The organism is Metabacillus sp. GQ13, assembly GCF_059758525.1.
Genome location: NZ_JCAXET010000005.1, coordinates 302,451 through 320,848 on the forward strand (window position 1 = coordinate 302,451; position 18,398 = coordinate 320,848).

The following is an 18,398-nucleotide window of genomic DNA, read 5'->3' on the forward strand; positions in this document are numbered from 1 at the left end:
TTTACTGTAGGATCAAAGGAATAAATACATGAATATCCATCAGTGTGTAAAATAAGTTTACTCGGAGGATGTTAGAAAAGAGATCATAAAAAAGAAGAGTGAACCTAATTTAGGTCCACTCTTCTTTATCAGTGATTATTTAGCAGCATTGTATCGTTTTGTTACTTCATCCCAATTTACTACATTCCAGAAAGAAGCAATGTAGTCTGGACGACGATTTTGGTAATTTAGGTAGTATGCATGCTCCCATACATCTAATCCTAGAACTGGAGTTTTACCTTCCATTAATGGAGAATCTTGATTTGGAGTACTTGTCACTTCTAACTCACCATTGTTTACTACTAACCAAGCCCAACCAGAACCAAAGCGAGTTGTAGCAGCTTTAGCGAATTCTTCTTTGAAGTTTTCATAGCTACCAAATTTAGCGTTAATAGCTTCTCCAAGGTCACCTGATGGATCTCCACCACCGTTTTCAGATAAGATTGTCCAGAATAAACTATGGTTAGCATGTCCACCACCATTGTTACGAACTGCTGTACGGATCGCTTCAGGAACAGCATCTATATTAGATACTAATTCTTCTACGCTTTTGCTTGCAAGATCAGCATGACCTTCTAGAGCTGCGTTAACGTTCGAGATGTAAGTGTTATGATGCTTAGTGTGATGAATATTCATTGTTTCCTTGTCAATATGTGGTTCTAGTGCATCGTACGCGTAAGGTAATTGAGGTAATTCATAAGCCATTATTATTTCCTCCTTTAATATGTATGCAAAGCTTTAGTTTAGCTTTCAATTCTTAGGTTACCAAAATTGTCTGTCTCTTTCAATTGAAATGCTTTCAAACACATGTATCATTTGTACTTTTTTATCAATTTATGTAAATGAGATATTCTTTTACTACGTATTATTGAGAAACTTTCTTTGTACAAAATAAATATGAGTTAGTGAAGAGCATTTGGTCTTAAAACCTTATAAAATCTTCACTATGAAATAACCAATCATAATTATTTGAATAAACCCTTTAGCAATTACACCGGAAATAAATCCTATTAGTGATCCAATTCCAATTTTTATTGAATCAGTAAAACTTTTCTTATGTACAAGTAGTTCCGCAATTACAGCACCTACAAAAGGGCCGATAAGTATCCCTATAATTGGTATGACGAAAGGACCGATTAATAAACCAATCGTACTTCCCCAAACCGCCGCCTTACTACCTCCGAACTTCTTAACTCCAACTAGATTTGCTAAATAATCGGCGCTAAAAAGTACGGCTACAAATATGCCTTCAATAATCCAAAATATAATAGATAAATTTGTAAATTTAAATAGAAATCCATATAAAATAAAACCAGCCACAATAAAAACAACACTAGGAATGATTGGATAGACTAATCCAACAAACGCAATAATAAACAGGATGATGATAAATGCCCAATACAGATATTCCATTTTGACCTCCATACTTTGGATTAGAAAAAAGGTTGACTAAATCGGTCAACCCCTTAAGTATAGCTTATTTCACATATATTAATCTTTATAACCTAAAACTGCATCTGCAATATTTACACAATGGTCTCCGATTCGTTCTAGATTACTAATAATATCTACAAACACAATACCAGATGAACCCGTGCAAGAACCCTCATTAATTCTTAAAATGTGTTTCTTACGTAAAGTCCGTTCCATTTTATCAATTTGATCTTCCGATTTCTGTACTTGTGTTGCCAAAGCTGTATCTTTATCATCTAAAGCTGTTAAAGCATCTTTTAAGGTTTGAATTGTTAAGTTAAACATATCATCTAAGTCCTGTTTAGCTGAATCTGATAACTTTACTTTATTTGTTAACTGGAAAGCAACTAATTCAACAACATTCTCAAAATGGTCCCCAATTCGTTCAATATCTCGAACTGTATCCATTAACATGCTATGCTCTTCTGATTCAGCAGTGGACATTTCGCTTCTTGAAATTAAAATTAAATAATCGGTGATTTTTCGATCTAAGTTATTTATAGCATCCTCTAGTTGCGTCGCTGTATCTGCATGCTTTTGTGAGTATGTCTGTTGGTATAAGCTCGATTCCTCTAATCCGATCGTTGCAAAATGACCCATTCGAAGTACTTCTTCCTTTGCTTGTCCTAAAGCAATAGAAGAAGATTGTTCTATAAAAATCGGATCAAGGTGTTTTGGTTTATATTCAATCATTGAGTCCTCACCAGGAATAAGCTTTGTTACAATCCAAGCAAGCACTCCAACAAATGGTAGCTGGATTAACGTATTTGTCATGTTAAACGTACCGTGTGCAAATGCGATCGTCATTTCTGAATTCAGTTCCATTGAACCTTGTAAATACTCGATAAAGATTGTAAATAAGGGCAAAAAAATCAAGAAAACTGTAGAACCTATTAAATTAAAAATGACATGTGTTAATGCTGCACGTCTTGCAGCAATTGACGCTCCAATTGATGCTAATACAGCAGTAATTGTTGTTCCAATATTATCACCGAAAAGGACTGGTAATGCTGCATTTATGTCAATTAGCCCTTGACTAAATAATTCCTGAAGGATTCCAATCGTAGCACTTGAGCTTTGAACTACTACAGTAAATACTGTTCCAACAACTACACCTAATAATGGACTTGCACTCATACTTAATGTTAATTCATGGAATGCCTGAAGACCTTCTAATGGTTTCATACCGTCACCCATTAGTTCAAGACCAAAGAACAAGGCACCAAAGCCAAAAACAATTTGACCAAAGTTATGTACACGTTTATTTTTAAAGAAAAAAAGCATAATAGCTCCAACAAAAATTATAGGTAAGGCATAATCTGAAACATTTATACCGATAATGAACGCAGTGACAGTAGTTCCGATATTTGCACCCATTATGACACCGATCGCCTGTCTTAATGTCATAAATCCTGCACTAACCAACCCAACAGTTATAACTGTTGTACCACTACTAGATTGAATTAATACTGTTACAATGATACCTGCTAAAACACCCATTATAGGATTGGTCGTAAACTTATCTAATATATCTCTAAGTTTATCACCTGCAGATCGTTGAAGTCCGTCCCCCATATATTTGATACCAAATAAAAATATCCCCAGACCACCAACAAATTCAAATATCATCTTCTGGATATCTAGTTCCAAAATTTTCAACCCCTCGTTTTTATTCGCCTTAAGTCGACAAACATCTACAACCCTTACAATTATTAACGATTTAACGTTTTATTGTAAAGATGTTTTCTACAATTCTTTTCAAAAATTTAATATTTATTTAATAATAAGCGTTTTCATACATAGAATTGCAATTATTTAGTTCTTTTCTTGTAATATCCTCGTGTGGGATATAAAATATAAGCGTACAAATAAGAAGGATGTGTCTTTTGTTCATGAATGTATTTAAACAATTTTATGTTAGTATTTACTCGCCAAAGCTTATCTCTACTTTTCGTTTTCAAGGGATAGGGAAAACGATATTATATGTATTTATGTTGGCTTTACTAAGTACTATTCCCACTGCATTTCATTTTACCAATAGCTTAACAGATGGGTTAAAAGAATTTGATGTAACCTTACGTGAGGAATTGCCATCCTTTTCAATTGACGATGGCGAACTTACAGTCGACTCAGAAAAACCTATTGAAATTAAGCAGGATGACTTTATTGTCATACTAGATGATACGGGAACATATGGTGTAGAAGAAATAGAAGCAAAAGAGAATGCAATCGGTATCTTAAAGGATCGCTTTGTATTTGCTGCAAATGGCCAATCACAATCGCAAGAATATAGTATATTGGATATGTCATTATCGAAAGAAGACCTAATTGATCTTTCAAAACAACTCGATCAATTATTACCTATTATTCTTTCAATTTTAGTTGTAGTTATGTTTTTATTTGGGGCATTTATCAAATTCATTGGCGTGACAATTTTAGCTTTATTTGGCTTGGGCCTTAAGAATAGCTTACAAAGAAAATTGAATTTCAAACAAATATGGGTTATTTCGGCATATGCTACAACATTAGCAACAATCTTTTTCTTTATCATGGATTTCTTACAAGTAATTGTACCTGGTGGTTTCTTAATAAATTGGTTTGTTCATTTAATTGTCCTATACTTAGTTTTGAAAGAGGTACCTCCTTCAAAAAAACCTAAAACAGCACAAGTACAATAATAAGACAAAATAAAGAACGTGGAAAATTCCGCGTTCTTTATTTTAATCTATAGGACTTTGTACTGTCAGATAGTGACTTCGATAATTCTGTAAGAATTAGCCCCATCTCGTGGTTTTGATTTATTTGCTCAATTTGCCCTTCTGATGAAGCAAGCATTTCTTCTGCACTTGCTAATGTTTCTTGGGATATGAATACAATATTTTCTGAGGACCTTTCCATTTTAGGTAGTGATCTATTAATTACATGTAAATAGTCCTTCATGCCAGTTAGTTCATCATTTAATTTGGAAATTCCATCCATTAATAAATCAAAAGCATCCTTCGATTCACCAGCTACTAATAGGTGAGATTTAACTTTTATTTGCATTGCATTTGATTCATTAGCCGCTTGATCGGAAATCTCCTCCATCATTCTTACTGTACTCGTGATATCCTCTGTCGCTTTTGATGATTGCTCTGCAAGCTTACGGACTTCATTTGCGACTACAGCAAATCCTTTTCCAGCCTCACCCGCATGTGCTGCTTCTATGGTTGCATTTAATGCTAAAAATTTTGTTTGTTCTGCTATTGCTTGAATGATACCAACAATATTTTTAATAATCATTGAGTTATCCTTCACACCATTTATTGTTGTTGTTAGTTTATGGAATTCATGATCAATCTCATTCATTGATAAAATCATTTCAGAGATACGTGCTTCACCATTTATTGAAGAGGTATTCATATCTGTGGCGCTCTCATAAACAATATCGATATTTTGCAAAAGTTTGGTTATGTCCCTTTTTACGTTCTGAAACGTTTCTACATTTTCATCTGAGCTAGTTGCCGTTTCTTCAGCCCCTGTTCTTACCACTTTTATCGCTTCAACTAATTGGTTGTTTTGGACCATTACATTACCTGATGCCTTTTTTAATTTGACCCCTGTTGTAAATAATTCACTAGTTGTACTATTTATATGTAAGATCATTGCACGCATATGTTTCATCATTTGATTGAAGCTTTTATTTAATGATTTGATTTCTGGAATAGTTGTTGATAAGGTTACCTCTTGCGATAAGTCTCCATCCCTTATTCTCCTCATAGCATCTCTTAAAATCGATAATGGCTTTGTTAAACTTTTTACGAGGAGGAATAGGACGATTGTCATCAATATGATACTAACTATACAAACGATAAAAATAAACATGGCTAATTGATTCACGGGTTCCATATATTTATCCGTTGGTACGATAATAAGATAGATTCCTTTTAATTCTTGTATTTCTTTAAAGGTTAAGGTGTATTCTTTTCCTCCTATCTTTTTATATAGGACACCATGATCCATTGCCACTATTTCGTCAGCAAGTTTATTTGTTAATTTCATTTCTGGTACTTTATTAATAGCCATTGGCTTCGCACCTTCTTTAGTCACTAAGAAGAACGTTGCTGGTAACCCATCTTGAATGAGTGCAGTTGATTGACTTGGCATCACAACTCCATTTACACGATTGATAAATTCTTCTTGGTCACCAACATAAGCAAAAGCTAAATTTTGGATGATATCAGAGGTTGTATTTACCTCTCTATATAGACGATCCTCGATAATTTCCATCGTTGTTTCTTTAGATTTACTATAGGATGTAAGGCCTATTAAGCTAGATGACGATAATAATAAGGATAATACCATTATAATTAGCCTAGTTTTAAGTGAGAATTTCAACAAGAAAGATTGCTTATTTTCTATTTTCCCCCGATCTTTCTGGTATTTCCTTCCTCTATTACTTTTCCTTTTGAAAATCATTCTTAGTTTTTCCATTTGACACCCCTATCTCCAGTACCATTAGAATTATGACAGGGAATTATTAAGAGTGTGTAAACCCTTTGTAAACATTTGGTTAAATTAGTTAATAAGACTCAATTTTAACAATGAATCATTATGACTATTTTTTGTCTATTATTGTATGGTGGAATAATTGACTAGGACAAGCATATATATGTTCTAATCAGTTTATTATTATTGGGGGAAGTAAAATGAAACGAATTTCATTACTATTAATTGGTCTTTTCCTTTGTTATATTGTTTACTACGATCTTAAAGTCGGTACTCTTCCTGTACTTAGTATGACAAATACTAATGTTGAGCAAAAATCACTTAACTCAAACAGAGACAATAATAGTCCAACAGTCCCGTCCTACGAGAAAACAATTAAGAATGGCGATACCCTACTATCGATTACTGAACAATATCACGGTCGTTTGCCTACATCGATCGAAAGACTTATTGAGGATTTTGAAACTTTAAATTCGAAGGTGAAAGCAGAATCGATTATAATAGGTAAGACTTATCGATTTCCGGAGTACAAACAATAATCAATACTTGTTATTTAGTATATGTCCTTATAAAATGAATTTTGGTAAGTATATTTACTAGAAATAATAAACAAAGTCACGTATCATTAATAATGATGGTTAAGGATTTAGAATTTATTTTTTACTAAGGAGCGATTTACACGTGAGTGAACTTATACATCGTACTAAAACTCGCCCAATTAAAGTAGGGAACCTAACGATTGGTGGAAATAATGAAGTTGTTATCCAAAGTATGACAACTACAAAAACACATGATGTCGAAGCAACAGTAGCTGAAATTAATCGTTTGGAAGAGGCTGGCTGTCAGATCGTTCGTGTTGCCTGCCCCGATGAAAGAGCAGCGGATGCTATTGCTGAAATTAAAAAAAGAATAAATATACCTCTAGTAGTAGATATTCATTTTGATTATAAGCTTGCACTGAAGGCAATTGAAGGTGGAGCAGATAAGATTAGAATTAATCCTGGTAATATTGGGAGAAGAGAAAAAGTAGAAGCAGTCGTGAAAGCTGCAAAAGAAAAAGGGATTCCCATTCGAATTGGCGTAAATGCTGGGTCTCTTGAAAAAAGAATTTTAGAAAAGTATGGCTATCCAACTGCTGATGGAATGGTAGAAAGTGCACTACATCACATTAAAATTCTCGAAGACTTAGATTTCCACGATATTATTGTTTCTATGAAGGCATCTGACGTACACTTAGCCATTGAGGCCTACGAAAAAGCTGCAAAGGCATTCGATTATCCCCTCCATTTAGGGATCACAGAATCAGGTACACTTTTTGCTGGAACAGTGAAAAGCGCTGCTGGATTAGGAGTCATCTTAAATAAAGGGATCGGAAACACACTTCGTATTTCCTTGAGTGCTGATCCAGTTGAGGAAGTTAAAGTTGCTCGTGAGCTACTTAAATCGTTTGGGTTGGCTGCTAATGCTGCTACTTTAATTTCCTGTCCGACATGTGGACGTATTGAGATAGATTTGATAAGTATCGCAAATGAAGTTGAAGAATACATTTCAAAAATAAAAGCTCCCATTAAGGTTGCTGTATTAGGTTGTGCTGTAAATGGACCTGGAGAAGCACGAGAAGCTGATATCGGCATAGCTGGTGCTCGTGGAGAGGGTCTCCTATTCCGTAAAGGGGAAATCATTCGTAAGGTCCCAGAAAAAACAATGGTTGAGGAATTAAAAATTGAAATAGATAAAATTGCTGAGGAGCACTTTGCAAAACAAAGAGCTGAACAAGCAGAACTAAAAGCATAAGAAAAAGGAATCGGGGATAAACCGATTCCTTTTTTTTCCTTATTTTAACCCTATCAACCATTTTTAAAAAAATGGCGTGATAAAAATTCCTAAGACAAGGGAAACGATACCAATTCCAATTGCCCAAGCACCGATCGTTTTAGCACCCTTTCTACGGGCGATAAAACCAACGATTATACCTGCTGCTCCTAGTAATACAGGTAAAAAAAACAATGAAATTATAGACATTGCAAGTGCTAAAAATCCCATTCCTCTACCTGCTGTTTGACCATCTTGATTTACATCCTCTGATTTATAATCAGATTTTGTATTGTTTCTGTTCACATATACAGGCGCTGCTATTTCAGCTGCTGACTCTGTATTGTAATCACGTTCAATTTCTTGATCTAGTGGCGTTATCCCCCTGTAATCAGGGTTACTAAAACGATCTTGTTCTGGACTTTTGAACTTGTTTTCGTCTGCCATTAAGATCCCTTCCTTTCATAAATAAAGAAGCATTACTATTATGAGCATTTGAAGAGGAACTATAACTGTAAAACATTTCTGTTCGATTAAAAATCAATTATGGTACACTACTAGTAGGAATCATCAAGGGAGAGTGCATTTTATGCTACGACTAGGAATTGATATTGACGGTACAGTTACAGATCCTAAAACATTTGTACCATATTTAAATAAATCATTTAATAAATCACTAACCTATAATGATTTAATCCAATATGATTTAACGAAGATTTTAAATATTACTGAGACTGATTTTTGGAAATGGATGGATGAGTTTGAACCAATTATTTATCAAGAAGCACCCCTTGCCTTGCATGCAAAGGCTGTTTTAGACGAATGGAAAGAAGAACATCAACTTCTTTTTATTAGTGCCAGAAGAAAACACTTACTTGATATAACTTACACCTGGTTTAAAGACCGTGAACTTTTTTACCATCATATTGAATTAATTGGGACTCATAATAAGTTGGATGCTGTAAAAAATAATAATGTTTCTATCTTTTTTGAGGACAAGCACGACAATGCCTGTATGATAAGTGAGGAACACCAAATACCTGTTGTTTTATTTAATACTCCATATAATCAAGAGCCTGTTCCGAAAGGCGTAATTAGGGTGAATGATTGGTTAGAGGCAAAAGAATGGGTCGAACAATGGTGTAAAGTTCAAATTTAATTGCGCCTCACCTTCCTCCAGTCCACCATAAAGAGGCAAAAAAAAGAGCTCTTATAAAAGAGTTCTTTTTTTGCCTCCGAAATATTTCACTTTGTACATAATTAAAGGCGCCATTGGCTCGAGGGGGAAAACTAAACCCCTTATTACCTAGGTAATAAGCTAAGCCGTACAGCAGGCTCGTCTTATGCTTGTCGCCAATAGTTCTTAATGACATTGTGGACAAGTCCCGTACACCTCGAACTTATGACCACTAATGTCATATCCCGATAAGTTTTTTTCTAAATTACCCATTGGACAGCCAGGTATCTCTTTTGTTTTCCCACATTGTAAACAGATAAAATGATGATGATGATGCATGGTATCACATGTGAATCTAAAATGTTTTTCCCCTGACAGCTCAGTCATTTCAAAAATACCTAAATCTGCGAATAGTGATAAATTCCGATAAATCGTATCAAAGCTAAGCCCAGGATAATCATCCTTTAATACCTCTAATACATCTTTTGCCGTTAGATACTTGTCATAATTTGCAAAAAGTTGAAGCATTTCTTCTCTTTTATTTGTATATTTATAGCCTTTTTCCTTTAATAAGTCGAGAGCTTCTTGAACATTCATGAAACTTTCCCCTTCGTTAATTTATTCCAAAAAATTGCCAAAATAAGGATAAGTACAGATAAGATAACAATCGTTCCTCCAGGAGCTAAATCTAAATAATAAGCTAGGAATAATCCAATAATAACAGAAATTTCACCAAATAGTACAGAAAAGAAAATAGTTTGTTTAAAACCTTTTGCAATACGAATACTTGCTGCTACCGGAAGCGTCATTAACGACGAAACTAAGAGGATACCGACAATTCTCATCGACCCTGCAATTACTAAAGCAACGATTAAGATAAATATAAAGTGAATCCATTTTGCATGTATACCAGATGCTGTGGCATGTTCTTCATCAAAAGACAACAAGAAGAGTTCCTTATACAATAGGAATATCATAACGATTACAAGAACAGTAATTACAATTATTACAAATAAGTCTGTTCGGCTTACTGCACTGATGCTCCCGAATAAGTAACTAAATAGATCCGTGTTAAATCCGTCCGCTAATGAGATAAAAATTACACTTATCCCTACGCCACTTGATAAAATAATTGGGATCGCGAGTTCCTGATAATGCTTATATACAGTTCGGAGTTTTTCAATAAATAGGGATCCTGTCACCGAAAAAGCCATGCCTAGGTAGATAGGGTTCAAACCAGTGAAAAAGGCTACCTTTTTTTCTAGTAAAAGGCTAGCCGCTATTCCAGCTAACGTTACATGACTTAAGGCATCTGCAATTAGTGACATTCTCCTTACGACAACAAAAACACCTAGGAGTGGAGCGATTAATCCGATTAGCATGCCTGATAGAAAGGCATTTTGTAAAAATTCATATTCAAAAATGCTACTTAACATAGTATATCCTCCATTAATGGGAGTGGTCATGTGTTAACACATGTATAGAATGTCCATAAAAATCGGACATTTCCTTTTCCTTTAGTGATTCAAATTCCAAAGCATTCCCATGAAAATGTAAATGTTTATTTATACAAGCCACATGTGAGACCTTATCAGTAATTGTTCCTATATCATGAGTAACTAAAATGAGAGTAATACCTAAATTCTGATTCAAATGTGTCAGCATTTCATAAAAGCTTTCCACAGTTTGAGCATCTACGCCTACAGTTGGCTCGTCTAGGATTAATAGCTTCGGATTACTAACAATGGCACGTGCAATAAAAGTCCGCTGCTGTTGCCCTCCTGAAAGCTCTCCAATATTTCGCTTAGTAAATTCAGATAACCCGACAGCTTCAATTGCCTGATAAACATTTTTACGATCTTCCTGACTCATAAATTTAAATAAACCTAATTTAGAGGTTAAACCACTAGAAACAACCTCAAATACAGAGGCAGGAAAACCTGTGTTAAAGCTATTGGCCTTTTGAGATACAAATCCAATTTCATGCCAATTTTTAAACTTTTGGATAGATTGGCCGAACAGCATAATTTCACCGCTCTGCGGTTTCAACAATCCTAACAGGCATTTTAATAAGGTTGTTTTACCAGAACCATTTGGTCCAACTAGTCCTAAAAAGCTACCTTGTTCCACAATTATATTAATATCTTCTAATACTCTTTGCCTTTCATATGTGAAATTCACGTGATTCATTTCAATAATTGGTTGTTTCATTGTTCTTCATCCTTTTCGAATTAAGAATCGTTACGATTTAAAATCAAGAAAAAGAAATTCCTTTATAACAAATAAATTATACAGGTTAATCTTTAACATGTAAAGAAAGTTTTTTAAATAAACAGGATAGCACATTTTAATGAAACCTCCATACATTGTTTGAGAGGGAGGTTTGAAAATGATCTTATTTCAGAGAATTATTAACCAAAAACTTAACAATATATCTGTAGAGGAGCTTATGCAGTACGCTAAACAATTTAACGTTTCGATCGGTCGAGCCCAGGCTGCAGAGGTAGTAAAAACAATGCATGGCCAAAACATCAATATTTTTAACCAAAATGAGAGAAAGCAGCTTTTAGAAAAAATTTCTACTATTACCTCACCACAAACAGCTCAACAGGTAAATCTAATATTTCAAAAATTCACTAATTAAATACTTACAGCTTATGAACACGAAATAAGAGGCTTACTCCGGAAGTAAATTCTCCGAGGTAAGCCTTTTATTATGATCTTTTATTGTGATTTTAGAAAAGCAGGTTGTTATTAAAAACACACTCATTTCTATATTCAGACTTAAGTTTTCCTCTTTTCGTTTAGATGCTCTCAGTGATCATCTTTGAAAACAGCTTCAACTAGTTTGCGCAGCAATCTTTGAGAAAAGAGCTTTATTGATTAATTATTTTTTCTAACAACTTTTCATCAAATGTTTGTTCTTTTAACATATTAATTTCGAATTTATAGGGTGGCTTTTTGTACTTCTTGTCTTCACCTACATAAGGTGTTTCTAAAATTTTCGGCACATTAAGTAATGAAGGGTGATGAATCACTTTACTTAATGCCTCAAATCCAATATGGCCAAACCCTATATTTTCATGGCGATCTTTGCTTGCTCCAACAGGATTCTTACTATCATTTATATGTAGTACTTTGAGACGTTCAAGACCAATAATTGAATCAAATTGCTCCAAAACCCCATCAAAATCATTGACGATATCATATCCCGCATCATGTGTATGACATGTATCAAAACATATCGATAAATGTTGATTATGTGTAACACCATCAATAATTTTTGCTAGTTCATCAAAGGAACGTCCGCATTCAGTCCCTTTTCCAGCCATTGTCTCTAAAGCAATTTGTACTTCTTGGTCTTGTTCTAATACTTCATTCAGACCTTCAATGATCTTATTAATCCCAACCTCAGCTCCTGCCCCTACATGTGCTCCAGGATGTAGAACGATTTGTCTTGCACCTAATGCATGTGTACGTTCAATTTCTGATCGAAGGAAGTCAACACCAAGCTTAAACGTAGCAGGATTGACAGAGTTACCCACATTAATAATATATGGTGCATGAACAACAATCTCATCAATGTCATTTGCATTCATATGAGCTTGTCCAGCTTCAATATTTAAATCCTCTATTTTCTTACGTCTTGTGTTTTGTGGTGCTCCTGTATAGATCATAAATGTATTAGATCCGTAAGATACCGCTTCTTCACTAGCAGCTAAGAGCATATTTTTACCACTCATTGATACATGTGAACCAATCTTTAGCATCCTTCTTCCCCCTATTTACTTCGCTTATCTAATCTTCTTTTTCTCTTTTTAATTTGATCCATTTCACGATTCATTTTCTTTTTATAACCAGGTTTAACTTGTTTTGGCTTCTGTACCATCGTTTTGGCTACAGCATCTGCACTGTTAGCAAGTTTACCTCTTTTTTGACGGCGTTTACGATCATCTAGATCTTTCCATTCTCCACCAACAAAATCTTTATTTACAAATTCAATTCCTAACTTCTCTAATTTGTTTAATGCATCTTCATCAGATGTTTCAAACAATGTAACCGCTATTCCTGAGCTACCTGCACGAGCAGTTCTTCCTACACGATGAATATAGAAATCTAACTCTGTCGTAGGAATCTCATAGTTAAGAATGTGACTTACACCCTTTATATCTATACCACGAGCTGCCAAATCTGTTGCGACTACATATTGAAATTCTAGGTCATTAATTTGTCTCATCATTTTTTTACGATCACGAGGAGAAAGGTCACCGTGTATTCTTCCAACTTTTAATCCCTTTTCTAAAAGGGCATCAGCTACTGCATCCGCATTTTTTTTCGTATTGGTAAAAACGATGGCTAAAAAGGGATTAAAATCCACTAAAATATCATAGACAAGTTTGTATTTGTCTCGATGTCTTACTGGAACTAATACATGCTCAATTTTTGCTGCTGTTACTTGTTTAGGTGCAACGTGAGTAAATTTTGGATTTTCTAAATATTTTTTCAAAAATGGTTTAAGCTTTTCAGGGATTGTCGCTGAAAACACAAGAATTTGGAGCTTATCTGGCATTTGTACAGCTATCATATCCACTTCTTTAATAAATCCCATGTCAAGCATTAAATCTGCCTCATCGACAACCAGTGTGCGAACCTTATTAACAATTAACGCTTGCTCCTTCACAAGATCGTTAATTCTACCAGGTGTCCCAACTACTATCTGTGGTTGATTCCTTAATTTGTCGATCGTACGTTGTTTATCGGTTCCTCCAATATAGCACTTAGCGACAATTTCTTCCTCCGAGAAAGAAATAATTTTAACAACCTCATTATAAATTTGTGTCGCTAGTTCTCTTGTTGGAGTTGTGATAACGACTTGTACTTCTCTTTTTTCTACGTCAATCTTGTTTAACAATGGTAACAGGTACGCATGTGTTTTCCCAGTACCTGTTTGTGATTGACCTATCGCACTCTCGCCTCTTGAAATAGAAGGGATAAGTCTTTCTTGAATTTCTGTTGGTTCAAAAAAGTTTAATTCCTTTGTTATTGCCTCTATAATAAACGGCTTTAATGAAAAGCGTTCAAATTTTGTTTGTACCATTTATGTCATCTCCTTTATGATAAAGCTTTGACACACTCATTAAAAAGGGTGTATATCTTTTATCATTCCATCATTACATTATAACTTATACGGCAGGAAGCGCAAGCACCTGACATATCTCGCACCGCAAAGCGAATTCTCTCCGAACTTAAAATACCCTTTCAAATGCGTTAGAATTTATCTAGCTTATATTTTCAATGATTGGATTGTTCTTACCGCCCCTTTTTATGGACTTTTCAATAAACAATTTTTGTAAAAATTGTTTATTAAGTAAGTTTTCTTGCACGTTTCATTTAATTACTATGTCATATGCTTGGTCGTGCTATAGCAAAAACTTTTAGAAAAGAACCTTTAATCATGAAAGAAATGGGATACCATTTCTTTGTCTTCGGCATAGTTTATCAATAAAGTAGTTTACTTTGAGAGGAGAAATTATCATTATGTTTCCACAAAGACCGAGGCCTCCCATGAGTACAAGAGGTTTTTTTCCACAACAGGGTCAAATGCAAATGGGACGGCCACCTTTTCAAGGTCCAATTATGGGCAGTGGCCAAATTGGTCAACAAATACCCACTAGGAGCGGTGGATTAAAAGGATTGATTTCACGTTTTATGCCTGGAAGTCAGGGTGTTAGTGCTGGAGCAAACCCCCAAGGAATGATCCAGGGTGCTGCAGGAGCCACTAGAGCCTCCGGTGCATTACAAGGCTTAACTAATCCAGCAAATATATCCGGGATGCTTGGTAACGTTCAAAAGGTGTTAGGAATGGCCCAACAAGTAACACCGATGGTACAGCAATATGGTCCATTAGTTAAAAACTTACCCGCAATGATTAAGATCTACCGTGAATTAAAGAATGGTGACACGGTCAGCGATGACAATGATGACATTGTTGAATCTGATGTCAGTGACACAAAACCTTCAGTTGAAACTAGTGAAGATAATGAAACAAACTTACAATTTGAAGAAAAAAATGTTGAGAATAATCAACCTAGAAAACTGTCATCTAATAAATCTGTCTCTAAATTAGCAAATGAAGAAGTTAATACACTGCCTGAGAATAAAAATCCATCGTCCACTACATCTCGATCTAAACCTAAATTATATATCTGAGGATATTCCTCTTTGTAATATCCTCAGATATTAGCTATAATATTAAGAGAATATTAAAATGAAAAAGCCGCTTTTGGGCTTTTTTTTACTTAAAAGGGGTAGGTTTTTCCCTTTTTGATCTCTTAAGGAGGCACTAAAATGGATGTTATAAAAATTGCTCCACGTGGTTATTGTTACGGCGTTGTTGATGCTATGGTTATTGCAAAAAACGCTGCTTTAGATAAATCTTTACCCCGACCAATCTATATCTTGGGAATGATTGTTCATAATAAACATGTTACAGATGCTTTTGAGGAGGATGGAATCATTACTCTTGATGGCACGAATCGCTTAGAAATCCTAGAAAAAGTGAATCAAGGTACGATTGTTTTTACTGCACATGGTGTATCACCAGAAGTTAGAAGAATAGCTAAAGAAAAGGGACTAGTGACACTCGATGCTACCTGCCCAGATGTAACAAAAACACATGACCTTATCCTTGAAAAAAAGGCTCAAGGATTTCATGTGATTTATATAGGGAAAAAGGGTCATCCTGAACCTGAGGGCGCAGTTGGTGTAGCACCAGAAATTGTCCATTTAGTTGAAACGATTGAAGATGTAAATCAACTATCCATTCAAAATGAAAAAATCACGGTTACAAACCAAACCACAATGAGTCAATGGGATGTTGCAGATATTATGGATAGAGTACAAGAAAAATATCCACATGTCGAAATCCATCGTGAAATTTGTTTAGCGACCCAAGTTCGTCAAGAAGCTGTTGCCGAACAAGCTAAGGAAGCCGATTTAACCATTGTTGTTGGAGATCCTAAAAGTAATAATTCAAACCGACTAGCTCAAGTATCGGAACAAATTGCAGGTACTACAGCTTATCGAATTTCAGACTTAAGTGAACTTAAACTCGAGTGGTTAACAAACGTTAATACAGTTGCTGTTACAGCTGGTGCATCAACACCTACACCCATTACAAAAAAAGTCATACAGTTTCTTGAGCAATATAATAATGAAGACGAATCAACATGGAATCTTGACCAACGAGTTCCATTATCTAAGATTCTTCCTAAGGTGAAAATTAAAAGTTAACTAAGATCACTTTTGATAAAAAACCCCATTACTCTTATATGCATAGAGAGTAATGGGGTTTTTGTATTAAATTTTTCCATTCCGGTAAGTTGTAACTAACCATTACATTATACAAATATAAATGGATTTGTATCAATCACAGATCCAAAGACATTAACAGCAAACTTTTTTTCTTTACACATGTCCCCTAGTTTAGATGAAACCCCTTTGATCATAACCTTTTCAACATGATGTCCAGGATCTATTACATTTAATCCTAGCATTAATGCATCCTGGGCAACATGAAAATACAAGTCACCTGTTATATATACATCAGCACCTTTATTCTTCGCCTGCTGAATGTATTTGTTGCCATCCCCGCCTAAAACTGCCACCTTTTTCACTATTGAGTTTGGGTCACCAACCATTCTTACCCGTTCAACATCGAGGTTTACTTTTATGTACTCAGCAAATTCTTTAAGAGTAGTCTCCTCTTTTACTTGACCTACTCGACCTAATCCAAGACTTAGACCAGAATTATCTAATGGATAAATATCATATGCAACTTCTTCATAAGGGTGTGCTTTAATCATAGCTTGTACAATCCTCTTTTGAAGTGACTCAGGGAGTATTGTTTCTAAACGAACTTCCGAAACAATTTCTAATTTCCCTTCCTCACCTATAAAAGGGTTCGTATTTTCTAATGGACAGAAACTTCCTTCACCTTTAGTGGTAAAAGCACAATTGCTATAATTTCCTATATGACCAGCACCTGCTTTTCCAATCGCTTCCCTAACAGTTTTTTCATGTTCCGCTGGTACAAATACTACTAACTTTTTCAATTTGTCTTCATATGTCGGAACAAGTACCTCGAGGTTTGTAAGCTCTAAGGCATGTGCTAATAAATCATTTACACCATCTGGCGCAACATCTAGGTTAGTGTGTGCAGCATATACAGCAATATCATGCTTTATACATTTTTCAATCATTTTCCCATAGACTGTATCAGTTGTTAATTTCTTAATCGGTCGAAAAATAGGTGGATGATGTGCAATAAGCAAATCAACCTTATTCTCAATTGCCTCATCAATTACAGATTCAACAACATCTAATGTGATCATAACATTTTCAATTGGCTTATTTAGCCGTCCTATTTGTAATCCAATTTTATCTCCTTCTATTGCATAAGCCTTTGGAGAAAATTGTTCGAATAACTGTATGACCTCATATCCGTTTGGGGTTTTCATCACGGTTGTAGGACCTCCTCAACAAGTTTAATTTTTGTGACCAACTCTCTATATTTTTCATTGTTATCATAGGTATGTCCCGCTTGTTCTAGTTGAGCAAGGATCGTTTTCCAATGCTTTCGTTCTTCCGCCCATTTCTTTACGAAGACTGAGGATTTTTTTCGGGCTAAAAAAGGTCCTACTAATAAACTTGCTTGAAAGGAATCGGATCGATATGGACGAAGCGCTTCCCCTTTTTCGGCAACTAATATTTCATATACCTTATTTTCTTCTTCAATTATAGACTCATCAATTAATTCCCAATCTTGGTCAATCAGCCATTGTCTAAGAAAATTAGCATGAAGGTTTGGTTGCAGAATAAGCCGATTGACATTAGTTAGCTTTTCTCTACCGTCTGCTAATATCTTTCTTATTAAACTTCCTCCCATTCCTGCGATGGTGATGCAATCAATAGCATCACCTTCTTTTATCACAGATAAGCCATCACCTTTGCGAACAGATATGACTTCAGATAAATCACTTTTCATTACCTGTTTTTTTGCGGAAAGATATGGTCCCTCTGTTATCTCCCCAGCTATTGCAGCTTTTGCTTTCCCCTGTAAAATAGAAAAACACGGGAGATAGGCATGGTCTGAACCAATGTCTGCAAAAACTGCATTGTTTGGTATATAGTTTGCTACTGATTCGAGCCTTTTTGAAAGCTTCATTTCATTCATCTGTCACCACTACCTTGTTTGTTTATTATGTCTGCTATTATACGAATCAATTCTAAAGAAGGGTAAGTCGTACTTAGCTTTAACTTATGTTTATGCTAATGTTAACACTAGTTTATACAAATGCATATTGACCTGAATTTTTAGCTTAATTATGTATTTTGTATTCGCTTTTTA

At 34.9% G+C, this 18,398-nt stretch carries 19 protein-coding genes; 7 read left to right on the top strand and 12 right to left on the bottom strand.

Annotation, left to right across the window (positions count from 1 at the left end):
* Nucleotides 1-135: 135 nt before the first annotated feature.
* From AC6CHR_RS08535 to AC6CHR_RS08545, 3 genes are all read right to left on the bottom strand, one after another.
* The gene (locus AC6CHR_RS08535) at nucleotides 136-744 is read right to left on the bottom strand and encodes a superoxide dismutase (RefSeq protein ID WP_498248176.1); all 609 of its coding nucleotides are present in this window, start codon (nucleotides 742-744) and stop codon (nucleotides 136-138) included.
* Between the two features lie 225 nt (nucleotides 745-969).
* Nucleotides 970-1,452 carry a DUF456 domain-containing protein gene (locus tag AC6CHR_RS08540; RefSeq protein ID WP_498248177.1) on the bottom strand — a complete coding sequence of 161 codons (483 nt, stop codon included), beginning with the start codon at nucleotides 1,450-1,452 and terminating at the stop codon, nucleotides 970-972.
* Nucleotides 1,453-1,530: 78 nt separating this feature from the next.
* Nucleotides 1,531-3,162: a Na/Pi cotransporter family protein gene (locus AC6CHR_RS08545; RefSeq protein WP_498248178.1), complete on the bottom strand. Its 1,632-nt coding sequence runs from the start codon at nucleotides 3,160-3,162 to the stop codon at nucleotides 1,531-1,533.
* A 242-nt stretch (nucleotides 3,163-3,404) separates the two neighbouring features.
* On the opposite strand from AC6CHR_RS08545, the gene AC6CHR_RS08550 reads away from it, so the two are divergent.
* The gene (locus AC6CHR_RS08550) at nucleotides 3,405-4,190 is read left to right on the top strand and encodes a DUF1189 domain-containing protein (RefSeq protein WP_498248179.1); all 786 of its coding nucleotides are present in this window, start codon (nucleotides 3,405-3,407) and stop codon (nucleotides 4,188-4,190) included.
* A 37-nt stretch (nucleotides 4,191-4,227) separates the two neighbouring features.
* Here AC6CHR_RS08550 and AC6CHR_RS08555 read toward each other — a convergent pair whose 3' ends face one another.
* Complete coding sequence (locus AC6CHR_RS08555; protein WP_498248180.1) at nucleotides 4,228-5,985, bottom strand: methyl-accepting chemotaxis protein; 1,758 nt, start codon at nucleotides 5,983-5,985, stop codon at nucleotides 4,228-4,230.
* Between the two features lie 215 nt (nucleotides 5,986-6,200).
* Here AC6CHR_RS08555 and yqfZ point away from each other — a divergent pair, with 215 nt between their 5' ends.
* Both yqfZ and ispG read left to right on the top strand, forming a co-directional pair.
* A complete protein-coding gene (yqfZ, locus tag AC6CHR_RS08560) occupies nucleotides 6,201-6,539 on the top strand; it encodes a protein YqfZ (RefSeq protein ID WP_498248181.1) in 339 nt (112 codons plus the stop codon).
* A gap of 142 nt (nucleotides 6,540-6,681) precedes the next feature.
* Entirely contained in the window at nucleotides 6,682-7,794 is a 1,113-nt protein-coding gene (gene ispG, locus AC6CHR_RS08565; protein ID WP_498248182.1) for a flavodoxin-dependent (E)-4-hydroxy-3-methylbut-2-enyl-diphosphate synthase, read from the top strand.
* A 63-nt stretch (nucleotides 7,795-7,857) separates the two neighbouring features.
* On the opposite strand, the gene AC6CHR_RS08570 is transcribed toward ispG, so the two are convergent.
* Nucleotides 7,858-8,259 (bottom strand): DUF308 domain-containing protein, encoded by a 402-nt coding sequence (locus AC6CHR_RS08570; protein ID WP_498248183.1) that lies wholly within the window; start codon nucleotides 8,257-8,259, stop codon nucleotides 7,858-7,860.
* Between the two features lie 142 nt (nucleotides 8,260-8,401).
* Between AC6CHR_RS08570 and AC6CHR_RS08575 the strand changes: the two genes are divergently transcribed.
* Nucleotides 8,402-8,971 (top strand): hypothetical protein, encoded by a 570-nt coding sequence (locus AC6CHR_RS08575; protein ID WP_498248184.1) that lies wholly within the window; start codon nucleotides 8,402-8,404, stop codon nucleotides 8,969-8,971.
* Nucleotides 8,972-9,175: 204 nt separating this feature from the next.
* On the opposite strand, the gene zur is transcribed toward AC6CHR_RS08575, so the two are convergent.
* The 3 genes from zur to AC6CHR_RS08590 are packed head-to-tail and all read right to left on the bottom strand — an operon-like array spanning nucleotide 9,176 to nucleotide 11,200.
* Nucleotides 9,176-9,586 carry a zinc uptake transcriptional repressor Zur gene (zur, locus tag AC6CHR_RS08580; RefSeq protein WP_498248185.1) on the bottom strand — a complete coding sequence of 137 codons (411 nt, stop codon included), beginning with the start codon at nucleotides 9,584-9,586 and terminating at the stop codon, nucleotides 9,176-9,178.
* Nucleotides 9,583-10,425: a metal ABC transporter permease gene (locus AC6CHR_RS08585; protein ID WP_498248186.1), complete on the bottom strand. Its 843-nt coding sequence runs from the start codon at nucleotides 10,423-10,425 to the stop codon at nucleotides 9,583-9,585. The genes zur and AC6CHR_RS08585 overlap by 4 nt, the downstream gene beginning before the upstream one ends.
* A gap of 13 nt (nucleotides 10,426-10,438) precedes the next feature.
* On the bottom strand, nucleotides 10,439-11,200 hold the full coding sequence (locus AC6CHR_RS08590; RefSeq protein ID WP_498248187.1) for a metal ABC transporter ATP-binding protein: 762 nt from the start codon (nucleotides 11,198-11,200) through the stop codon (nucleotides 10,439-10,441).
* Between the two features lie 178 nt (nucleotides 11,201-11,378).
* Here AC6CHR_RS08590 and AC6CHR_RS08595 point away from each other — a divergent pair, with 178 nt between their 5' ends.
* Nucleotides 11,379-11,633 (top strand): DUF2624 domain-containing protein, encoded by a 255-nt coding sequence (locus AC6CHR_RS08595; RefSeq protein WP_498248188.1) that lies wholly within the window; start codon nucleotides 11,379-11,381, stop codon nucleotides 11,631-11,633.
* A 232-nt stretch (nucleotides 11,634-11,865) separates the two neighbouring features.
* On the opposite strand, the gene AC6CHR_RS08600 is transcribed toward AC6CHR_RS08595, so the two are convergent.
* Together AC6CHR_RS08600 and AC6CHR_RS08605 are read right to left on the bottom strand one after the other, a co-directional pair.
* Complete coding sequence (locus AC6CHR_RS08600; protein WP_498248189.1) at nucleotides 11,866-12,759, bottom strand: deoxyribonuclease IV; 894 nt, start codon at nucleotides 12,757-12,759, stop codon at nucleotides 11,866-11,868.
* Nucleotides 12,760-12,770: 11 nt separating this feature from the next.
* Nucleotides 12,771-14,087: a DEAD/DEAH box helicase gene (locus AC6CHR_RS08605; RefSeq protein WP_498248190.1), complete on the bottom strand. Its 1,317-nt coding sequence runs from the start codon at nucleotides 14,085-14,087 to the stop codon at nucleotides 12,771-12,773.
* A 467-nt stretch (nucleotides 14,088-14,554) separates the two neighbouring features.
* On the opposite strand from AC6CHR_RS08605, the gene vrrA reads away from it, so the two are divergent.
* Together vrrA and AC6CHR_RS08615 are read left to right on the top strand one after the other, a co-directional pair.
* Nucleotides 14,555-15,199, top strand: coding sequence for a VrrA/YqfQ family protein (gene vrrA / locus AC6CHR_RS08610; protein ID WP_498248191.1), 645 nt, complete (start codon nucleotides 14,555-14,557; stop codon nucleotides 15,197-15,199).
* Between the two features lie 138 nt (nucleotides 15,200-15,337).
* A complete protein-coding gene (locus AC6CHR_RS08615) occupies nucleotides 15,338-16,282 on the top strand; it encodes a 4-hydroxy-3-methylbut-2-enyl diphosphate reductase (RefSeq protein WP_498248192.1) in 945 nt (314 codons plus the stop codon).
* 107 nt (nucleotides 16,283-16,389) lie between these two features.
* Here AC6CHR_RS08615 and AC6CHR_RS08620 read toward each other — a convergent pair whose 3' ends face one another.
* Both AC6CHR_RS08620 and AC6CHR_RS08625 read right to left on the bottom strand, forming a co-directional pair.
* Nucleotides 16,390-17,511 (bottom strand): Nif3-like dinuclear metal center hexameric protein, encoded by a 1,122-nt coding sequence (locus tag AC6CHR_RS08620; protein ID WP_498248193.1) that lies wholly within the window; start codon nucleotides 17,509-17,511, stop codon nucleotides 16,390-16,392.
* A complete protein-coding gene (locus AC6CHR_RS08625; protein ID WP_498248194.1) occupies nucleotides 17,508-18,224 on the bottom strand; it encodes a tRNA (adenine(22)-N(1))-methyltransferase in 717 nt (238 codons plus the stop codon). Before AC6CHR_RS08625 ends, AC6CHR_RS08620 begins: the two co-directional genes overlap by 4 nt.
* Nucleotides 18,225-18,398: the final 174 nt, after the last annotated feature.